General features: G+C 69.9%; 17 protein-coding genes. 8 read left to right on the top strand and 9 right to left on the bottom strand.

The window, feature by feature from the left end:
• Positions 1 to 20: 20 nt before the first annotated feature.
• The 4 genes from PV963_RS22710 to PV963_RS22695 are packed head-to-tail and all read left to right on the top strand — an operon-like array spanning position 21 to position 6,155.
• On the top strand, positions 21 to 740 hold the full coding sequence (locus tag PV963_RS22710; protein WP_274817589.1) for a TnsA-like heteromeric transposase endonuclease subunit: 720 nt from the start codon (positions 21 to 23) through the stop codon (positions 738 to 740).
• Positions 737 to 2,863: a helix-turn-helix domain-containing protein gene (locus PV963_RS22705; RefSeq protein ID WP_274817588.1), complete on the top strand. Its 2,127-nt coding sequence runs from the start codon at positions 737 to 739 to the stop codon at positions 2,861 to 2,863. The genes PV963_RS22710 and PV963_RS22705 overlap by 4 nt, the downstream gene beginning before the upstream one ends.
• Positions 2,860 to 3,975 carry an AAA family ATPase gene (locus tag PV963_RS22700; RefSeq protein WP_274817587.1) on the top strand — a complete coding sequence of 372 codons (1,116 nt, stop codon included), beginning with the start codon at positions 2,860 to 2,862 and terminating at the stop codon, positions 3,973 to 3,975. The genes PV963_RS22705 and PV963_RS22700 overlap by 4 nt, the downstream gene beginning before the upstream one ends.
• Before the next feature lie 17 nt (positions 3,976 to 3,992).
• Positions 3,993 to 6,155: a TniQ family protein gene (locus PV963_RS22695; protein WP_274817586.1), complete on the top strand. Its 2,163-nt coding sequence runs from the start codon at positions 3,993 to 3,995 to the stop codon at positions 6,153 to 6,155.
• A 22-nt stretch (positions 6,156 to 6,177) separates the two neighbouring features.
• Here the strand turns inward: PV963_RS22695 and PV963_RS22690 are convergent, their stop codons facing one another.
• Together PV963_RS22690 and PV963_RS22685 are read right to left on the bottom strand one after the other, a co-directional pair.
• A complete protein-coding gene (locus PV963_RS22690; protein WP_274817585.1) occupies positions 6,178 to 6,390 on the bottom strand; it encodes a hypothetical protein in 213 nt (70 codons plus the stop codon).
• Between the two features lie 150 nt (positions 6,391 to 6,540).
• On the bottom strand, positions 6,541 to 6,957 hold the full coding sequence (locus tag PV963_RS22685) for a hypothetical protein (RefSeq protein ID WP_274817584.1): 417 nt from the start codon (positions 6,955 to 6,957) through the stop codon (positions 6,541 to 6,543).
• Between the two features lie 479 nt (positions 6,958 to 7,436).
• Between PV963_RS22685 and PV963_RS22680 the strand changes: the two genes are divergently transcribed.
• Positions 7,437 to 8,822, top strand: a complete 1,386-nt coding sequence (locus PV963_RS22680) for a serine hydrolase domain-containing protein (protein ID WP_274817583.1) — start codon at positions 7,437 to 7,439, stop codon at positions 8,820 to 8,822.
• A 55-nt stretch (positions 8,823 to 8,877) separates the two neighbouring features.
• Here the strand turns inward: PV963_RS22680 and PV963_RS22675 are convergent, their stop codons facing one another.
• On the bottom strand, positions 8,878 to 9,330 hold the full coding sequence (locus PV963_RS22675) for a GNAT family N-acetyltransferase (protein WP_274817582.1): 453 nt from the start codon (positions 9,328 to 9,330) through the stop codon (positions 8,878 to 8,880).
• A 61-nt stretch (positions 9,331 to 9,391) separates the two neighbouring features.
• Complete coding sequence (locus tag PV963_RS22670; RefSeq protein ID WP_274817581.1) at positions 9,392 to 9,856, bottom strand: MarR family winged helix-turn-helix transcriptional regulator; 465 nt, start codon at positions 9,854 to 9,856, stop codon at positions 9,392 to 9,394.
• Between the two features lie 143 nt (positions 9,857 to 9,999).
• Here PV963_RS22670 and PV963_RS22665 point away from each other — a divergent pair, with 143 nt between their 5' ends.
• Both PV963_RS22665 and PV963_RS22660 read left to right on the top strand, forming a co-directional pair.
• Complete coding sequence (locus tag PV963_RS22665; RefSeq protein WP_274817580.1) at positions 10,000 to 11,208, top strand: MFS transporter; 1,209 nt, start codon at positions 10,000 to 10,002, stop codon at positions 11,206 to 11,208.
• 79 nt (positions 11,209 to 11,287) lie between these two features.
• Entirely contained in the window at positions 11,288 to 11,710 is a 423-nt protein-coding gene (locus PV963_RS22660) for a GlcG/HbpS family heme-binding protein (RefSeq protein ID WP_274817579.1), read from the top strand.
• A 73-nt stretch (positions 11,711 to 11,783) separates the two neighbouring features.
• On the opposite strand, the gene PV963_RS22655 is transcribed toward PV963_RS22660, so the two are convergent.
• On the bottom strand, positions 11,784 to 12,650 hold the full coding sequence (locus tag PV963_RS22655; RefSeq protein ID WP_274817578.1) for a GNAT family N-acetyltransferase: 867 nt from the start codon (positions 12,648 to 12,650) through the stop codon (positions 11,784 to 11,786).
• A gap of 553 nt (positions 12,651 to 13,203) precedes the next feature.
• Between PV963_RS22655 and PV963_RS22650 the strand changes: the two genes are divergently transcribed.
• Positions 13,204 to 14,805: a globin domain-containing protein gene (locus PV963_RS22650; RefSeq protein WP_274817577.1), complete on the top strand. Its 1,602-nt coding sequence runs from the start codon at positions 13,204 to 13,206 to the stop codon at positions 14,803 to 14,805.
• Positions 14,806 to 14,818: 13 nt separating this feature from the next.
• On the opposite strand, the gene PV963_RS22645 is transcribed toward PV963_RS22650, so the two are convergent.
• The 4 genes from PV963_RS22645 to PV963_RS22630 all read right to left on the bottom strand — a co-directional run bounded on the left by PV963_RS22645 (position 14,819) and on the right by PV963_RS22630 (position 18,254).
• Entirely contained in the window at positions 14,819 to 15,301 is a 483-nt protein-coding gene (locus tag PV963_RS22645; protein ID WP_274817576.1) for an NUDIX domain-containing protein, read from the bottom strand.
• A gap of 133 nt (positions 15,302 to 15,434) precedes the next feature.
• Positions 15,435 to 16,340, bottom strand: a complete 906-nt coding sequence (locus PV963_RS22640) for a LysR family transcriptional regulator (protein ID WP_274817575.1) — start codon at positions 16,338 to 16,340, stop codon at positions 15,435 to 15,437.
• A gap of 199 nt (positions 16,341 to 16,539) precedes the next feature.
• Complete coding sequence (locus PV963_RS22635) at positions 16,540 to 17,766, bottom strand: cystathionine gamma-lyase (RefSeq protein WP_274817574.1); 1,227 nt, start codon at positions 17,764 to 17,766, stop codon at positions 16,540 to 16,542.
• Positions 17,763 to 18,254, bottom strand: a complete 492-nt coding sequence (locus tag PV963_RS22630; protein WP_274817573.1) for a low molecular weight protein-tyrosine-phosphatase — start codon at positions 18,252 to 18,254, stop codon at positions 17,763 to 17,765. The genes PV963_RS22635 and PV963_RS22630 overlap by 4 nt, the downstream gene beginning before the upstream one ends.

The following is an 18,254-nucleotide window of genomic DNA, read 5'->3' as shown; positions in this document are numbered from 1 at the left end:
ACCCGGGTGGGGAGCGTGCCATGGACGATTCCGCTATGACGGTAAGTGTTCGTCAGTACGCTGGTGAAGTTGTCGAGGACCGGCCGTGGACTGCGGCTCCGGTTCGCCTGCTGGCCTCGGCCGCCCCATGGCGGACGTTTCGCTGGTACAAGGGGCAGAGGCACTACTCGGGGACCTACTGGTCGGCGACGACCGGTGGTCATGTGATCTACGAGTCGCGACTGGAGCTCGCGCGGCTATTGTCCGCAGACTTCGATCCCTTCGTGCACGGCATCACTGCTCAGCCCTTCTTGCTGAAGGCCGTGGTGGACGGGCAAGTCCGCAAGCACATCCCGGACTACCTCCTTGTCACTGAACAGAGCCCCGTGGTGGTGGACGTCAAGCCGCGGCGATCGCTGGCTGAGCCGGTGGTGGCCTCCACCTTCGAGTGGACCCGACGCGCGGTGGAGTCGCGCGGGTGGCGGTACGAGGTGTGGAGCGAATCGCCCAAGACGGAATTAGAAAACATCCGCTTCCTGGCTGGCTATCGCCGCAGGTGGTTGTTTGCCCCGGAGCTCTTGGACGAGCTGCGCCAGGTCGATCTCGACGGCATCCCGCTCAGGCAGGCGGCACGGCGGCTGCCTGACAGGCCCGAATCTCTTGTACGGGCCGCGACTTTCCACCTGCTGTGGACGCATGGCCTGCGCACCGACCTTTCCCACCCGCTGCGGCCCACAGCGGTATTGAGGAGGGCAGCATGAGCGGCGCAAGGGCCCGGGTCGGGGTTGGCACGCGTTTCCGTTACGACGGGGAGAGCGTCGAGGTGGTCGAACTGGCCGCGACGACGGCGGGCAACGAGGTGGTCCTTGAGGACGCGCATGGGCGGGTCCTCCGACTGGCACTGAAAGAGCTGCTGTTCTCCGACCGCGCGGAGATCATCCCCGAGCAGGCCGGGCCATCACCCGACGAGGTCGAGGAGATCGCCTCGGTAGTGCTGGACCAGCTGGGCGAGGACGAACGGCACAAGGTCGTGGAGCGGGCGGGGCATGTCCGCGAGGTCCTGACGGGATATCGCTCAGGGCACGCCGAATTCGCCCGCACCGGCGAGCCCCGCCCTCAGTACCCGCCCGGTGGCCCGGCCGAATCAAAGTACGCGGCCAAAGCCGAGGAACTCGGTGTGTCCGTCCGCACGGTGAAGCAGTGGGTCGCCGACTTTCGGCAGCACGGTGAGGCTGGGCTGGCGCCGAAGCGAAGGCGGTCGGGACGACCGTGGCTCTCGGGCGACGAGCGGTGGGCGGAGACCGCAGTGGAGGTAATGGTCGAGCACACCGGTCAGTCGAAGCCGTCGCGGACGCTGGTGATCGAGCGGACGCGGGCCCGGGTGATCGCCCGGTTCGGTCCGGCTGTGGTGCCGCAGCCGAGCCGGGCGACGGCGTTTCGGATCCTGGCCGAGTTGGAGGGGCGGCATCCGCTGTTCCGGCTGAGCACGAAGCGGAACAGGGACATCGCCGACCGGCCGGAGGGGCCGTATGGGAAGCTGCGGCCGACGCGGCCGGGCGAGTACGTGCTGATGGACACCACCCGGCTGGACGTGTTCGCCTTCGACCCGCTCACCTTGCGCTGGGTGCAGGCCGAGCTGACTATCGCGATGGACTGGTACACCCGATGCATCACCGGCCTCCGGCTCACCCCGGTCTCGACCAAGGCCGTGGATGTCAGCGCGGTGCTCTACCAGTGCTTCCGCCCGCGGCCGGCGGGGTGGGAATGGCCGCGCCATGCGGTCTGGCCCGAGCACGGCATCCCGCGCACGGTCCTGGTCGACGTCGAAGGAGCGACCGGTCCCGGGTTGGCCTCGCCGCCGCTGGTGCCCGAGACACTCGTGGTCGATCACGGCAAGGTCTATGTCTCGGGGCATCTGACCAGCGTCTGCCGCCGGATGGCGATCTCGATCCAGCCCGCCCGGCTGCGCACCGGCCGGGACAAGGGACCGGCGGAACGCTACTTCCGCACCCTGCGAGAGGGACTGCTGGAGGCGCTGCCCGGCTACAAGGGCCCCGACATCCACTGCCGCGGCGAGCATCCGGAGGACGAGGCGTTCTTCTTCCTCGACGAGTTGGAGTCGATCATCAGGGAGTGGACCGCGGTGGTCTATCACTGCAGGCCGCACACGGGTCTGGTCGACCCGGGGGTTCCGGGGCTGCGGATGTCCCCGGCGCAGATGTTCGAGCACGGCATGGCGAGGGCCGGCTACATCGAGGCCCCCCGCGACCGGGATCTCGCCTTCGAGTTCCTGCCCACGAAGTGGCGCACGATCCAGCACTACGGCGTCGAGATCGGCCGCCGCCGCTACAACGGTCCCGGCCTGCCCAAGCCGGGCATCCGCAGCCCGTACGACAGCCAGGTGAAGAACGGCTGGCCGTTCCAGGTTGCCCCGGATGATGTCACCCGGATCTACTTCCGCGACCCCGGCACCCGCGTCTGGCACACCCTGACCTGGGAACACGCGCCCTCGGTCCACATGCCTCTGAGCGAGGACGCTCTTCTGTTCGCGCGGAAGTTGGCTGCCGCGAAGTACCGCTATCCCGACGACCGGCTCGCGGTCGCCGACCTGCTGGAGCGCTGGAATCTCGGGCTGGGGACCACGCTCGCCGAGCGCCGCATGGCGCTGAGGGTCTCGCGCGAACAGGCCGCCCTCGACCTTCCGGATACCGGTACGGCGACGGTCGCCTCGCTTACGTCCGTACGCACAGCCCTGGGTCAGGCCGAGGCGGCGAAAGAAGACGTACCCGAACCGGTGGCCGCGGTGGGTGATGACGACGTAGCCGATCTGGAGTGCTTCGCCGCCGAGGACGACTTCTACGCGGACGCCCTGGAGGACGTGTGAGTTCGGCTGGCCCGCCCAGGCTGAGCAACCTGGCGCTGTCGCGCAAGGAGGACTTCAAGACCTTCGTCGACGCGCCGCGCCGTACCCAGCCCGAGCGGCTGAACCAGAAGATGCTCCGAGCCCTGAACGAGAGGGCGCGGGCCGCCTACGACCGTGCCCGGCGGGAGTGGCACGCCAACCTGGGACCGATCCGTACCCCTCAACTGGCCGCGCTGCATGGGGACTTGTGGGACATCCTGGACAGCAATCTTCAGGACGGCGACAAGGCGAAAGGGGCCGTAGCTGTCGACGCCTTCCCAGGCTTGGGCAAGACCACCGCCGTTCTCGCCTTCGCCCGGGAGTTCCACCGCCGGGAGATCGCCGAATACGGCGCGTTCACTGCACAGGGGCACGAGCGATGGCCGGTGTGCCGGGTGGGGCTCACCGGCAATACCGGAATGAAGGACCTCAACCGGGCCATGCTGGAGTTCTTCGGCCACCCAGGACGCCGAACCTCCACCGCCGCCCAGTTCGGCCTCCAGGCCCTGGACTGCGTGTTGTCCTGCGAGGTCCGTCTGCTGATCCTGGACGACCTGCACTTCCTCAAATGGCGCAAGACCAGCGGCATCGAGGTCAGCAATCACCTCAAGTGGATCGCCAACGAGTTCCCGGTCACCCTCCTCAAGGTCGGCGTGGGACTCGCGGACAAGGGCCTGTTCAGCGAGGGCGAGTCCGCTGGCGAGACAGTCCTGGCCCAGACCGGCCGGCGCACCACCCGCCTGGGCATGCCGCCCTTCACCATCGACACCGAGCAGGGCCGCCGCCACTGGCGACAACTGATCCTGGCCCTGGAACAGCGCATCGTCCTGGCCGGCACCTACCCCGGCATGCTCGCCGATGACTTGTCGGACTATCTCTTTGCCCGCTCAACCGGGCACATCGGCTCCCTGATGACGTTGATCAACCGCGGCTGTCAGCGCGCCCAGCGCACCGGCACTGAACGCCTCACCCGGGGTCTGCTCGACCAGGTCAAGAACGATGAGGCAGCCGAACAAGCCCGCAGAGAACTCGAATACGCACTTCATGCACGGTGGGCCACCAGCCGTCCGCGTAGTGGGCGGGCCGCCGGGTGAAAACCGGGCGGCGGTCCTTGCCGATCCGGTGCGCGCCGTATCCCGGCGAGGCCCTGGACTCCTGGCTGGAGTTCCTCGCCGCCCGCCTGAACTGCCCATTCATGGACGTGCTCAGCGCACTCGGCCTCCCGAACCGCGACCCAGCACTGGCCGCCCCAGTGCTGCCGCGCTGGACCACCCTGGCCACCCCCGACGAGCTGGCCGCCATCGCCGAGGTCACCGGTGTCACCGAAGACGTTCTCGTGGCGATGACCCTTCAACCCTTCGACGGGCATGCGGTGGTGATCTCGCCCGAACAGCGGCGGGTGCACCGACAGGTGCTGTGGGGCCGGGCAGGGTCCCGGTTCTGCCCCGCCTGCCTGGCGGACAACGGCGGACGCTGGCCAGTGACCTGGCGCCTGGGCTGGTCCTTCGCCTGCGCCCGGCATCATGTGCTGCTGGCCGATCGCTGTCCGGCCTGCCGGCGCATCCCCCGCCTCCGCGCTCACCCCCGGCCAGAAACGCCCCGTCCGGGGCTGTGCTCGAGCGCGGCGCCAGGCGGCGGACCACGGCCCCCTCGCTGCCACCACCCCCTGGCCGACACCCCGGTCACCGCCATCGCTCCCGACGGGGCCCTGGAAGAGACCCAACACCTCCTCGACACCGTCCTTGCGGCCCCAGGTCGCATGGTGCGCTGGCCGCTGTACGGGCCAGGCGGCGCGCCTTTGAGGGTGCTACTGCGCGATGTGAAGAGTCTGGGGGCGCTGGTCCTCAGCCACGCGACATCCAGCGACCTGCACCCGGTGGCCCCGCCCGAAGTCGTGGCCCGTCTCGAGCGCTACCGCGCCAACCCTCTGCCCGCTGACCCGCAGCGCGCGCCGATCATCCGGCGCATCGATCTGCACAGCTACTACGCCCCCGGCGACGCCGCTGCCGCTGCCGTGGCGGTCACGGCAGCGACCCGCATCCTGCGCGCCAAGAACATCCGCACCGCGGCCCGGGCCGTGCAGTGGCTGACCGACCGCGTGGCCGCCACCGGCCGCCCGCTCCACCCCGCCAGCGTCGTCGCCCTCGGCGGCACGATCTCGCCCGCACTCGAAGCCGGCCTGCGCTGCAGCCGGGAGACCAAGCTGATGCCGGTGGCGCGCCTGCGCCACCGCACCGCCGTCCACTCCACCCGCCCCCCGACCAACCAGGACTCCAGGGTCTGCATGCTTCCGACCGCCCTGTGGCCCGAATGGACCCTGCGCCTGTCCCCCCGCCGTGCCAGCGGCAAGCCCGTGGCCCAACGCGCCGACGAACTCCTCACCGTCGCCTGCCTGGTGGCCGGCAACACCACCTCGATCCGCGCCGCGACGCGCATGACCGGCACTACTGTCAGCAGCCACAACGTGTCCACGCTCCTCGCCGACCTCACCCACCGCAGCGACTGCGCCGACGTCCTGCGCGTACTGATCCTTCTGGCCGACCACCTCGATGCGCACGGCGCCCCCATCGACTACGCACGCCGCCGCGCCCTGTTCACCGCCCGCTCCCGTTTCATCGACCCCCAGACCTGGCTGAAGCTGCAGCGGCGACTGCGCTCGTGCCCCGGCCTACATGCCGCGCACGCCCAACGCTGGATCTTCCAGACACTAACCGGCTCGCCCGCGCACCTCGCACACCCGGACATCGCCCCCGCCACCAGCTCTCAACGCCAGCAGTACCAGCGCTTTTGCTGGCGGATCCTGCCCGCCGAGGCCCAACTGCTGCATCACACCGCACGCGCACTCCTCGACGAGCACGGCATCGACGAGCCCATCCAGTGGGCGCCGCGGCTCCCCACCCGCACACTCCTCCATCTCGTGCTCCCCGGGCCCGACCCGGACAGCATCAGCGCCGCCCAGCTCCACCAGGCCGTACCGGGCAGCAACTTCTCCATCGCACACGTCGCGCGCACCCTGGACACCAACACCGCCCACGTCGCTTACTTGCTCTCCCAGCACCCCGTCGACTGGAGCCCACCACGGTTTCGCCGCACCCAGCACACCGCCACCCGCGTAGAGCAGTGGCGCACCTGGTACGAACAAGACTGCCTTTCGCTGCAGGTCATCGCCGACCGCGAGGGGACCAGCCTCGCCACCGTCCGTCTCGCACTGCTGAAGAACGGCGCTCAACTCCGCCCTGCCGGGTCTCAGCCGGGCCGCCCGAGGAGGAGGTGAGCTTCCCGGTACGGGGACGCCATCAGTCCTCTTCGCGATCCTCGCGGGCCCCGATGGCATAGCCCCACAGGGCCCAAGGCATCTTCTCCGCCACGCGGGCGTCATCCAGTTGAAGGGCCTTCGCCAGGCGGCGGCCCAGGTCCTCCCAGCCGTCCGCGTCCAACGTGCCGAACGAGTCAGCAGTGTCCGCTTCACGGAGGAGGCGTCGCGCCTCTTCGATGTCTGGCCCGTTCATCCCCGCCCCTATGACGAAAGCCCCCAGCGTATCGCCAGGGGCCACGTCGTCAGATGGCAGTGACCGCGTACGTCACGATCTGCTCAGCCCGGCGGCCGTACAGGACGTTGGGCACCGGGCCTGATTCGTGCCACCTTGGCGAGCTCAGGCTCAGACATTTGGTGACCGTACGAGGAAATCGCTACCGTTGACGGCCCCATCCGCGTACACCGTAGCGAACTTGGGGTTGAGAGTATTCCCGAAGCACACCGTCCACGCGTTGGGCGTGAGTCCTGTGGAGCCGCAACCCCACCAACCGGCCTGGCTGTTATCAGCCGCGTTCCACAGGCTCATCGATGCTTTGGCGGACTGGATCTTGTTTGAGTTGTTACGTATGATCACCGCAGCCTGTGCGCCGTCCCGTTCTACCGTCCTGACCGCGCAGACCTGCGCATACACGTCGTCTAGAGCGTTGACCGATTCGGTGGGGCCGCAGCGCCATGTGCTGGCACTGGAAGTGATCGGGTTCTTGGTGCCGTAATAGGCCCACGTGCCGTCGGCGGAGGCGGGGCTAGCGGTTGCCACCATCAGCCCAAGCGCAGCGGTGACGAGGGCCGTCGATCCTGCGGTTAACCGTGCAGCTCGCATGTGATCCCTTCCGGTTCCTTCGAGAGGTTGCCGGCTCAGCTTCGTGGATTGAGATAAACAAATCTTGAACGAACCTGGAAACAGGCGAGCGGGCCCGCGGGGCAACGGCTCCTCACACACAGGCCAAGGGCTCCACGACCGGCGGAAGTTGGACGCCGCATCGAGCGAGCAGTAACCGTGTGCGAGCGGATGGAACGGATGGGTGTCGAAGCAGGTTCGTGACGCCCCTGGGCAGCGGTGCAGCCTGCTGGACAGTCTGAGGAAATGACACCAGTCTGAGACAGCCGCCGGCGGACACGTCGTGAGACTGAAGAGGGACGTCCAGGTCACAGCGTCGGCATATGACACCGAAAGCGAGAACCTACAGCCGACGGCGAAATGAGGTCGACTCGCCGGGCCGGGCCAGGTGGACTTGGACCATGACGACACCTCAGGAAGAGCTGCTTCCCGCAACGAGTCGTGCGCTGCTGCACCGGATCGCCGTGGCTCAGGCGCAGGGGAGGGCCCCGTCGCTGGTCGCGGCCGTCGTCCGGGACGGGCGGGCGGTGTGGCACGGCGCCCGGACATCGGTGGACGGGCAAGAGCCCGACGAGCACGTCCAGTACCGCATCGGCTCGATCACCAAGACCTTCACCGCCGTTCTCGTGATGCGCCTGCGGGACGAGGGGCTCCTCGGCCTCGGGGATCCACTGGAGAAGTACGTGCCGGGCACCGGTGCGGGGGAGGCCACGATCGCCGAACTGCTCGCGCACACGGGCGGGCTGGCGGCCGAGTCGCCCGGTCCGTGGTGGGAGCGCACACCCGGGTCCCTGCGGCCGGAACTGTCCGACGTGCTCGGTGAGCAGCCTCTCCCGCACCCCGTCGGCCGACGGCATCACTACTCGAACCCCGGCTACACGTTGCTGGGCGCGCTCGTGGAGGAGCTGCGGGGGACCTCCTGGGAGGAGGCACTACGGCGTGAAGTGCTCGAACCACTGGGGCTCGATCGGACCGATGTGCGACCGCAGGCCCCGCACGCGGGCGGTTGGGCCGTGCACCCCTGGGTCGACGTGCTGCTGCCCGAGCCCGCCGAGGACCTCGGTCGTATGGCGCCCGCTGGTCAACTCTGGTCGACCACGGCAGACCTGGCCCGGTTCGCGGCCTTCCTGGTGAAGGGCGACGAGAGGGTGCTGAGCGCCGAGTCCCTGCGGGAGATGCGGACCCCGGCGGCGCCTGCGGAAGCCGCGGACGTGATGTCCGGTGACGCCTACGGCCTCGGCATGCAGATTCAGCGCCGGCACGGCCGGCTGCTCGTGGGGCACAGCGGATCCCTGCCGGGCTTCCTGGCGAATGTGAGCATCAGCGTGGAGGACGACGTGGCGGCGGTCGTGATGGCCAACTGCACCTCGGGACCGCTGGTATCCGGTGTCGCCGCCGATCTCGTGTGTATCGTCGCCGAGGCGGAGCCGCGCATCCCCGCCCCGTGGAAGCCACTGCGTGATGTCGACCCGTCGATGCTGGAGCTGACGGGCCAGTGGTATTGGGGCACGTATGCCTTCGCCCTGCGGCTCACGGCCGACGGGCTCGCCTCGCTGGAGCCGCTGTCCGGCAACGGGCGACGCTCGCGGTTCCGCCCGAACGGCGATGGCACCTGGACCGGACTGGAGGGTTACTACGCCGGAGAGCTGCTGAAGGCCGTACGGCGGCCGGACGGATCCGTGAGCCATCTGGACCTCGGTTCGTTCGTGTTCACGCGTCAGCCGTACGACGAAGGGGCTCCGGTGCCGGGTGGGGTCGACCCGGAGGGTTGGCGTGGGATCGGTTAGACGGTGACGTGGATGGGGCTCTGTTTCACGTGAAACAGAGCCCCATCCACGTCGGTCACAACGGGAGCTTGAAGCCCGTGTGGGAGGCCGTGAAACCGAGCCGTTCGTAGAAGCGGTGGGCGTCGGTGCGTGTGGTGTCGGAGGTCAGCTGGACCAACTGGCAGCCCTGCCGCCGGGATTCGTCGATCGCCCACTCGATGAGCTGTGTTCCCAGGCCGCTGCCGCGCTCATCGGCATGGACGCGTACGCCTTCGATGATCGACCTGGTCGCACCGCGCCGGGACAGCCCGGGAATGATCGAGAGCTGGAGCGTGCCGACGACACGGCCCTCCCGGACCGCCACGACCAGGTGCTGGTTCGGGTCGGCGCTGAGCCGCTCCAGCGCGGTCAAGTACGGGGTCAGGTCGTCTGGTGACTCGCGCTGCGCGCCCAAGGGGTCGTCCGCGAGCATGCCGACGATCGCGGGTACGTGGTCGGCGGTCGCGGGGCGTATCTCAAGATCTCCCATGGGCCGCACCCTACGCAGCAACGGCCGGACCTTACGCAGGAACTGCTGGTGCGAGTGGCCTCTACGCGGGCACCGGAGCCTTCAGCGTCTCCACGACTCGGACCAGCGGGGTCAGCTCGGGGTTCTTCGCCGCCTCGTCGAGGGCCTCGCGCAGGGCGGTGTCGTTGGTCGGCCGTGCCTCTTCGAGCAGCTTGAGGCCCGCCTCGGTGACGTTCGTGTAGATGCCCCGGCGGTCGGTGGGGCAGAGGTAGCGCTCCAGCAGTCCGCGGTCCTCGAGTCGGGTGACCAGACGCGTGGTGGCGCTCTGGCTGAGAACGACCGCGTCGGCGACCTGCTTCATCTGGAGATGCCCTCCGTCCCCGTCGTGCTGTCGGCTCAGCACGTCGAGCAGGGAGTACTCGCGCGCGCTCAGATCGTGCTTGGCCTGTAGGGCGCGCTCGATGTGGGCCTCGATTCTCCCGTGCAGCAGAGAGAGGGCGCACCAGCTCTGGGCGAGAGCGGTGAGCGCGGGGTCCGTCGCTGTCATTGGCGTTTCCTCCGTCCCGGAGCGGCTGACACCCAGGATAGAGCAGGACCGCAATTGACGGCGATTGCATGTAGCCAGCGCCTGCAACTATTGTGGGCGCACGCAAAGCGCTCCTGCAATCGTCTGGGAAGGTGTATCCCTCCATGCCTCTCGCGCTTCTGGCCCTCGCGATCGGGGCCTTCGGAATCGGAACGACCGAGTTCGTGATCATGGGCTTGCTGCCCGAGGTCGCGGGCGACTACGGGGTCTCCATTCCCACCGCCGGATACCTGGTGACCGGCTATGCGCTCGGTGTCATGTTCGGCGCCCCGCTGATGACCGTTCTGGGCACCAAGGTCTCCCGCAAGCGGATGCTGATGCTGCTGATGGGCCTGTTCATCGTCGGCAACCTGCTCTCGGCACTCGCTCCCGCCTTCGCCGTCATGCTGATCGGCCGGGTCGTCGCCTCGCTGGCCCACGGCGCCTTCTTCGGTATCGGCTCGGTCGTTGCGGCCGACCTCGTCGCCCCGGACAAGAAGGCCGGAGCCATCGCGATGATGTTCACCGGCCTGACCGTCGCCAACGTCGTCGGAGTCCCGCTGGGCACGCTCGTCGGGCAGTCCGTCGGCTGGCGGGTGACCTTCGGCATCGTCGCCGCCCTCGGCGTCATCGGCCTGGCCGGTGTCGCCCGACTCGTCCCCGACATGCCCAAGCCGGAGGGGGTGCGCCTGCGGCACGAGCTCGCCGCCTTCAAGAACGTGCAGGTGCTGCTCGCGATGGCGATGACCGTCCTCGGCTTCGGCGGCGTCTTCGCGGCCATCACCTACATCGCTCCGATGATGACCCACACCGCTGGCTTCACCGACGGCTCCGTCACCTGGCTGCTGGTCCTCTTCGGCCTCGGCATGGTCGGCGGCAACCTCGTGGGCGGCAAGTTCGCCGACCGCGCCCTGATGCCCATGCTGTACGTCTCCCTGGGCGCCCTGGCCGTCGTCCTGGCGCTGTTCACCCTCACCGCGCACAACAAGCTGCTGTCGGCCGTCACGATCGCCCTGATCGGTGCCCTGGGCTTCGCCAGCGTCCCGCCGCTCCAGAAGCGGGTCCTCGACCAGGCGCACGGCGCGCCGACGCTGGCCTCCGCCGTGAACATCGGCGCCTTCAACCTCGGCAACGCCCTGTCCGCCTGGCTAGGCGGCCTCGTGATCGCGGCGGGCTTCGGCTACACCGCCCCCAACTGGGTCGGTGCCGCCCTGGCCGCGGGAGCCCTGGGCCTGGCCTTCCTCTCGGCCGCTCTCGAACGCCGTGCCGGTGCCCCCAGCACCGTCGTCACGGGATCCGCGCCGGCCGAGCAGCGGACCGCCGTCCACCACTGAGCCACCGGGCCGACCAGGCTCGCCGCCTCTTCCCCGCCCGGACCAGCACGACCCTGCACGTTTCTAGGAGAACCACCTCATGAGCACCACCACCGCGGTCGCCCCACTGACCATTCACGACGCCGACGTCCTCGTCACCGCCGCCCGGCGTACCGCCGAGGCAGCGGGTGTCACCGTGAGCGTCACCGTCCTGGACGCGGGCGGCCATCTGCTCGCCTTCCGGCGTGACGACCGTGCCGTGCTGATCTCCGGCGAGACCAGCACCCGCAAGGCCTACACGGCCCTCCAGCTGAACGCGCCCACCGCCGACCTCGTGGACGCCGTGCAGCCCGGAGGCCTCTTCCACACCCTGCCCACCGCGCTCGACCGGCCGCTGCTGTTCATCGCCGGCGGTGTGCCGGTGCACCGCGACGGCCGCCTGATCGGCGCGATCGGTGTCGGCGGTGGTGCGCCGGAGCAGGACCACGCCTTCGCCACAGCCGCCGTGGAGGCCCTCGCCTGACCGGGCCCCTTCAGCGAGACGACGCCGGTTCCCCGATCCCCTGGGGAGCCGGCGTTCGTCGTATCAGGGCCCTTCAGCCCGCCGCGACCGTGACCGGGGCGAACCGACGACGCCAGTCCCCGGGCAGCTCGGTGATCCCGTACGACATCACCGAGTTGAAGGCGACGGACGCCAGACCTCGCTCCTTCGCCCACACGAGCAGCTCGGTGTGCCGTACGTCGATGTCGGTGCGCAGGGGACGGTCGGTGTGGGCTGCGAGGGAGGCGATGAGTGCTTGGGCCACCGACGTGTCATGCGCGATGAGCGGGCCGACGACATGCGTGTCCATGTTGGGCCAGGCGGCCGCGTACCCGATGATCCGCCCGTCCTCCTCCGCCACACGCAACTGGTCGGCGAAGGCCGGCAGTCGGGTGATGATGTGGGTGCGGTCGGTCCCGAACGCCTGCTCGTCGAGCCGGAGGATCGCAGTGAGGTCCTCGGCGGTCGCGGCACGGGTGGCGACCGCCGGCTGCGGCCCGCCTGGAGTGAAACGCCCGCACACCATCTCTGCCCGCCCGGTGACCTTGAAGCCGAGTTCCTCGTAGAGGGGTCGGCCGTACGGCGTCGCGTGCAGGGTGAGGGGTGTGGTGCCCATCGCGGAGACGACGTGGCGCATCAGTCGGCGTCCCACGCCCTGTCGGGTGTGCCGTGCGGCGACCAGGACCATGCCGATCGCCGCGAGGGCGGGGCGCTCCTGCGGTCCGTACTCGGTGACGACACAGGCGCTCACGAGGCCGCCGTCGGGGTCGTCGATGCCGTAGCCCTTCCCGGCCGTGAGGAGGAAGCCCCACTTGTGCTCCTCCCGTAGCCACCCCCGGTCCTCGGACAAGTCGGCGCAGGCGGCGAGGTCGCGGAGCGTCAGACGGCGGATGGGCAGGGAGGCAAGGGAAGGAGTCGGCACGCAGGTCAGGCTGTCCGACCGGAGCCCCTGGCGTCCACCGCTTTCCCCGGACAGATACGAGCTTTTGGCCAGTTTTAGCCGACTGCACAGGGCGCGGACAGGCGCCAGACGTTTCACGTGAAACACAAGCCCGTCGCCCGCTATGACGGTATCGAGATTCGCGCCCTGCCCTCATTCGTGACGGGGCAAGGGGGGACTTGTGTGCACAGCGGTGGCCGGTAGGGTCGACTCCGGTTCACGTCCGGGGCGGGCGACCCGTTCTGTGTGGGCCGCATACAGGGCAATGCAGCCTAACGGGACGGAGAGATCGAAGACCCGCGTTTCCGGTTATGCGACTGAGCCGCCCAGGCGAGTGGGAAGCTCAGGTGAGAGTACTGCGGCCAATGTCACACTCTCGCCTTACTTGTCCGTACAGAGCCGAAACACGGGTTGAATATGGCCGCATTGGCCGCGACACCGGATGGGAACGCAGTCCGTCCACGGGGGAAAGCAGGCACCTTCCGACTGGGGAAGTGCGCAGACCGACCGAAAGATGCTCGAGGCGAGGCACACCATGGACGCTCCGACCACCACGTCGGCCGACAACGGCACTTCTGGCGGCGGGGGCGGCTGGTTCACGCCCCGCAACAAGCCGACGCCGACGCCGGGTAACGAGCCCGAGACGCCGGACGGCCGTCGACCGGCCGTGATACGCCCGGTGGGCCGGCAGACGGCCGACCCGGCGGCACCGGCAGACGGCGCAGCGGCTCCACCCGCCTCGACGACAGACGGCGCGAGCACGGGTGCGCCGGACCAGGAGCGCGAATCCCCGGACGCGATACCCGCGCCCGGCCCGATAGCCGCTCCCTCCACCTCCTCTCCGGCACCCTCCGCCCCTTCTCCCGCGGCCTCGTCGCCACGACACGCGCCCACGACGGTCCCACCGGCCCAGGCGCCCTTCGCCGCCGCCACGGCTCCTCCCGCCGAGCCGCGCGTATCCGCCCAGCGGCCCGCACCGGTGTCGCCCCCGGAACCAGCAGCCTCCGCCCCGGGCGCGGAAGCGTCACCGGACGCCATCCTCATTCGCCGTGCCATGGCAGAGGTCGCGCCCGTGGCCGACAAGGTCACCTCGTACTTCTACGCCCTGCTCTTCGTCCGCCACCCCGATCTGCGCTCGCTCTTCCCGGCCGCGATGGACACCCAGCGGGACCGGCTGCTCAGGGCGCTGCTCACGGCCGCCGAGCACATCGACAACACCGATGTCCTGGTCGACTACCTGCAGAATCTCGGCCGGGGTCACCGGAAGTACGGGACGCGTGCCGAGCACTATCCGGCCGTCGGCGAATGCCTGATCGGCGCGCTGAGCAAGTACGCCGCCGGGGTCTGGGACGAGGAGATGGAGGCGGCCTGGGTCCGGACGTACACCGCGATCTCCCAGATCATGATCGACGCGGCGGCTGCCGACGAACTGCGTGCCCCGGCCTGGTGGTACGCCGAGATCGTCGCGCACGACCTCAGGACCCCGGACGTCGCGGTCGTCACCGTCCGCCCCGACCAGCCCTACCCCTTCCTCGCCGGGCAGTACACGAGCCTGGAGACCCCCTGGTGGCCCCGGATATGGCGGCACTACTCCTTCGCTTCCGCGCCCCGCTCCGACGGCCTGCTGTCGTTCCACGTGAAGGCCGTCCCGGCGGGCTGGGTCTCCAACGCCCTGGTGCACCGCGCCCGCCCCGGTGACATCGTCCGGCTCGGCCCGCCCGCCGGTTCCATGACCGTCGACCACACCACCGACAGCGGACTGCTCTGCCTGGGCGGCGGCACCGGCATAGCCCCCATCAAGGCGCTGGTCGAGGACGTCGCCGAGCACGGGGAACGCCGACCGGTCGAGGTCTTCTACGGGGCCCGCACCGATCACGACCTGTACGACATCGACACCATGCTCCGCCTCCAGCAGAGCCACCCCTGGCTCTCGGTCCGGGCGATCATCGACCAGCAGGCACACCAGCAGCTTCCGGACGCGGTACGCGCCTACGGGCCGTGGAACGAGTACGACGCCTACCTGTCGGGCCCGCCCGGGATGATCCGCAGCGGTGTGGACGCCCTGCGGGACATCGGCATCCCGTCGGAGCGCATACGGCATGACTCCGTGGAGGAACTGGTCGCGACCGGGTCCTGATCCGCGCTCGGTGTCAGCCCAGGTCGGGGGCGTGCATGGCGCGTACGCCCTCGATGTTGCCGTCCAGGTAGTGCCGCAGCGACAGCGGAACGAGATGGACGGAGGCGATTCCCACCCGGGTGAAGGGCACGCGCACGATCTCGTACTCGCCGACGGGCTCGTCCACCTCGGGGCCGTGGCGCAGGGAGGGGTCCATGGACTCCAGATGACAGACGAAGAAGTGCTGCACCTTCACACCGGTCGCGCCGCCGTCGTCCCCGATGTGCTCCACCGTGTCCACGAAGCAGGGCACCACGTCGGTGATCTTCGCGCCGAGTTCCTCGTACACCTCGCGGTGCAGGGCGTCGACGACGGTCGAGTCGCTGGGCTCGACCCCGCCGCCGGGAGTGAGCCAGTAGGGATCCATGCCCGGCTTGGTGCGCTTGATCAGGATCAGGTCGTCACCGTCCAGCAGAACGGCACGGGCGGTGCGCTTGACCACAGGTCGGACGGTCACGGGTGAAATGTGGCCCGGCTGGTTCCACGTGAAACATCGCGAAACGTCACCGGACGGGCCCTCAGGGTGAGGCGCTGTCCGGGCAGCCGGCATCTGCGCCCGCGCAACCCGGCACCCGCCCTCGGGCGCCTCCTCAGCACCAGTCGGCCGCCGCCCGCTGCAACCACTCGTGGGCCCGCGCGATATGGGGCATCGCGAGCGTCCCGGTGCGCACCACCAGGAAGTACGTACGCAGCGGCGGCACCGCGGGCTCGTGCAGGGCGACGACGTCACCCCCGTCCAACGCGGCGGCGCACAGATAGCGGGGCAGCACCGCCAGGCCCGCGCCCGCGACCGCGCACGCCAGGACCGCACGCAGGTCGGGGACGACGACGGTGCCGGGGGCGGCCGGGCGCGAGTCGAAGACGGAGGCCCAGTAGCGGGAGACGAAGGGCAGCGACTCGTGCACCTCCACCACGGGCACCTGCTCCAGGGCCGGCTCCGGCTTGCGGTCCGGCTGCCCGGCGCCGGTCTGTTCGGCCCAGCGCGGGGCGGCGACCAGGACGTGCTCCTCGTCGCAGAGCGCAGTCGCCGTGAGCAGGGCACCGCGCGGACGGGCTGTGCTGATGGCCAGATCATGATGCCCGGCGGAAAGCCCTTCCAGCGTTTCCTCGGCGTTCCCGAAGGAAGCGCGCAACGCGAAGCCCTGGCCGTCCTCACCGGTCAGTTCCGTGAGGGCGGGCAGGGCCCGTTCCGCGGTGAACTCCAAAGGCCCGGCGAGGTGCAGCGTCCGTAAGGAGGAGTCGTCGTCGAGACCGGTCTCGGTTATCTCCACCAAGGCGTCGAGATGCGGTGCGGCCTTGTGGGCGAGTTCATCGCCGATGCTGGTCGGGGTCACGCCACGGGCCTGCCGCAGGAACAGGGGGCGGCCCAGCTGCCGTTCCAGCGTGCGGATCTGTGAGGTGACGGCCGGCTGGGAGAGGCCGAGCAGGGCGGCGGCGCGGGTGAAGGAGCCGGCCCGGTGCACGGTCACGAAGGTCCGCAGCAAGGCCAGATCCACACCGCTCTCCCCTCTTCGGCCCCGCTCCCGGCCCCCCGACCGCGCCCAACTATAAATAAGTCGATAGGTCTCTGTCGCTACTGTGATTGGACACTGACAGAGAGTCAACTAGCCTTGGTCGCGCGGTTCTTGCGCGCGGAACCGGGGGACGGTCCGAGCCACGAGGGGGGAGGCTCGGACCGTCCGTGGGGGGGGAGGGTCAGGCTGCCGACGCGTCCAGCGCCCGCAGCACATCGGCCACCAGGTCCTCCGGATCCTCGGCGCCGACCGACAGGCGGATGAAGCCCTCCGGCACCGCGTCGCCGCCCCAGCGGCCGCGCCGTTCGGCCGTGGACCGCACTCCGCCGAAGCTCGTCGCGTCGTCCACGAGCCGCAGGGCGTCGAGAAAACGGTCGGCACGCGCGCGCGTGGGCAGCGTGAACGACACCACGCACCCAAAGCGCCGCATCTGCTGCGCGGCGATCTTGTGCGCGGGGTCGCCCGGCAGCCCGGGATAGCGCAGCCCGGTCACCTCGGGCCGCTCGCGCAGCGCCTCGGCGACCGCCAGGGCCGTCGCGCTCTGCCGGTCGACCCGCATCTGGAGCGTCGCGATGGAACGGTGCGCGAGCCACGCCTCCATCGGCCCGGGAACGGCACCGACGATCTTGCGCCAGCGGCGTACGGCGGCCATGGCCTCGGGGTTCCGGCCGACGACGTAGCCCAGGAGGATGTCGCCGTGACCGGTGAGCTGCTTGGTGCCGCTGGCCACCGCGAAGTCGGCGCCGAGCTCCAGGGGGCGCTGGCCGAGCGGTGTCGCGAGGGTGTTGTCCACGGCCACCAGGGCGCCACGCGTATGTGCCGCCTCTGCGAGCCGCCTGATGTCACACACGTCGAGCCCGGGGTTCGACGGGGTCTCGATCCACAGCAGCTTCGCGCCGTCGAGGACGTCGAGCTGGGCATCACCGCCGGTAGGGGCGGTGCGCACCTCGATGCCGTACGCCTCCAACTGGGCGCGCACCAGGGGCAGCGCCTGGTAGCCGTCGTCGGGCAGGACGCATATGTCCCCGGCGCGCAGCTGGGAGAAGAGCACCGCCGAGACCGCGGCCATGCCGGAGGCGAACGCGAGCGTCTCGACGCCGTCCTGGCCGGGCGCCTCCAGCTCGCCGACGGCGCGCTCCAGCAGCGTCCAGGTCGGGTTCTCGTCACGGCCGTAGGTGTAGGGGCCGGTGGGCTCGCCCGGCAGGTGGTAGTGGGCGGCGAACACCGGGCCGGGCAGGGCGGGCTCGTACTTGGCGGGCTCGGGCAGCCCGGCCCGCACCGCGCGCGTGCCGTCACCGGCATCCGCGGCCACCTGGTCGACGGCGCGCGCCACCCGCCCCGCGGCACCCGCCGCCGGACCGGCGTCGCCTGTCACCCGATGCGCGTCGCCCGTCTCGGATTCGCTCATGCCGCCTGTCCCTCCACATCCCCACGCACCGCGGCGAGCAGACCGGCGCTCGCCGCCTCCACCATCTCAAGGCACTCCTCGAAGCCCTCGGCGCCTCCGTAGTAGGGGTCCGGCACGTCGAGGTCGTCGCCTGCGGCGGGGTCGTACGAACGCAGCAGACGCACCTTCTGCGCGTCCTGTTCCGTGGGAGCGAGGCGGCGCAGCGCCCTGAGGTGGCCGGAGTCGAGGGCGACGACCAGGTCGAGGCGGGAGAACCACGACGGCTGGAACTGCCGGGCCGTGTGGCCGGTGGCGTAGCCGTTCTCCGCCAGGACGGCCACCGTGCGCGGGTCGGCGCCGTCGCCCTCGTGCCAGCCGCCCGTGCCGGCGCTGTCGACCTCTACCAGGCCGTCGAGACCGGCCTCCGCCACGCGCGCGCGGAAGACGATCTCGGCCATCGGTGAACGGCAGATGTTGCCCGTGCAGACGAAGCAGACGCGGTACGTCAT

The organism is Streptomyces coeruleorubidus, from assembly GCF_028885415.1.
In the GTDB taxonomy this organism is placed as follows: domain Bacteria; phylum Actinomycetota; class Actinomycetes; order Streptomycetales; family Streptomycetaceae; genus Streptomyces; species Streptomyces coeruleorubidus_A.
This window is presented reverse-complemented; position numbering and strand designations above follow the sequence as displayed.